1 pseudogene and 1 other annotated feature are annotated in these 1,317 nt (G+C 59.8%); the pseudogene reads right to left on the bottom strand.

Features of this window, described 5'->3' with window-relative positions:
* Positions 1 to 40 precede the first annotated feature (40 nt).
* Positions 41 to 1,267, bottom strand: a pseudogene (locus DIC66_RS22735) (IS3 family transposase).
* Positions 873 to 989: a sequence feature (AL1L pseudoknot), on the bottom strand. It overlaps the preceding pseudogene by 117 nt.
* Positions 1,268 to 1,317: the final 50 nt, after the last annotated feature.

Genomic DNA, 1,317 nt, shown 5'->3' with positions numbered 1-1,317 from the left:
CTGAATCGCCCCGGGTTTCATGGAGGCCCGTTGGGTTAAGTCAGGCCGGTATTGCGGCCTGACGGGCTAATTGCCGATAGTAATTTTCTTCAGCCTCGGCAGGGGGAATGTAGCCGATGGGTTCCAGTAGTCTGTGATGGTTAAACCAAGACACCCATTCCAGAGTGGCAAGTTCCAGCGACTCCTTGGTCTTCCAGGGTGCCCGGCGATGAATCAATTCAGCCTTGTATAAGCCGTTGATGGTCTCGGCCAGGGCGTTGTCATAGCTGTCACCTTTGCTGCCCACGGAGGGCTCTATGCCCGCCTCGGCCAGGCGTTCGCTGTAGCGAATGGACACGTATCGAGCCGCGATCGGAGTGGTGGATCAGCGCCCCATCGCGCTGTGGCTGGCGGTCATACAAAGCCTGCTCCAGCGCGTCCAGAACGAAGTCCGTTCGCATGGAACTGCTTTGCCGCCAGCCCACTATACGGCGGGCATAGACGTCAATCACAAAGGCCACGTATTGCCAGCCTTGCCAGGTCGAGACGTACGTGAAGTCCGACACCCAGAGCTGGTTGGGCCGGTCTGCCTTGAACTGCCGATTGACCCGGTCCAGCGGGCATGGCACAGCCCTGTCGCCGATGGTGGTGCGCACCACCTTGCCTCGACGCACCCCCCGCAGGCCAGCGTGCCGCATGAGCCGCTCCACCGTGCAGCGGGCCACGGCGACACCTTCCCGGTTCAACTGGTGCCAGACCTTGTCGGCACCGTAGACCTGCATGTTGTTCTGCCAGACCTGGTGAATCAGTGGCAACAAGGTTGCGTCCTGCTTGGCACGCGCACAACGAAGCTCCGGTGTGCGTTGCTGGGCGGCATGGCGACGGTAACCAGACGGGGCGATTTGCAGCACTCTGCAGATCGGCTCGACCCCGTAAGTATCGCGATGCTGGTCGACGAATCTGATCAGGACTTGAGTTTGCGGTCGAGCTCCGCCTGGGCAAAAAAAGCGCTGGCCAGCTTCAGGATTTCATTGGCACGGCGCAGTTCCTTGACCTCGCGTTCAAGGGCCTTGATGCGCTCACGCTCATCGCTGGTGACGCCTTCGCGGGCACCGGAATCAATCTCACTTTTTTTGACCCATTCGTTCAAGGTCTGGGGTACGCAACCGATCTTGGCCGATATGGACTCAATGGCCGCCCACAGGGAGGGATATTCGCCACGGTGCTCCTGCACCATGCGCACTGCACGTTCGCGGACTTCGGGGGAAAACTTCGTTGACTTTCTCATGGCTCCATCTTCTCAAATGTTGGAGCCTCCTCAAAACCCGGGGCGATTCA

Source organism: Rhodoferax lacus, assembly GCF_003415675.1.
Lineage (GTDB): Bacteria > Pseudomonadota > Gammaproteobacteria > Burkholderiales > Burkholderiaceae_C > Allorhodoferax > Allorhodoferax lacus.
This window is presented reverse-complemented; position numbering and strand designations above follow the sequence as displayed.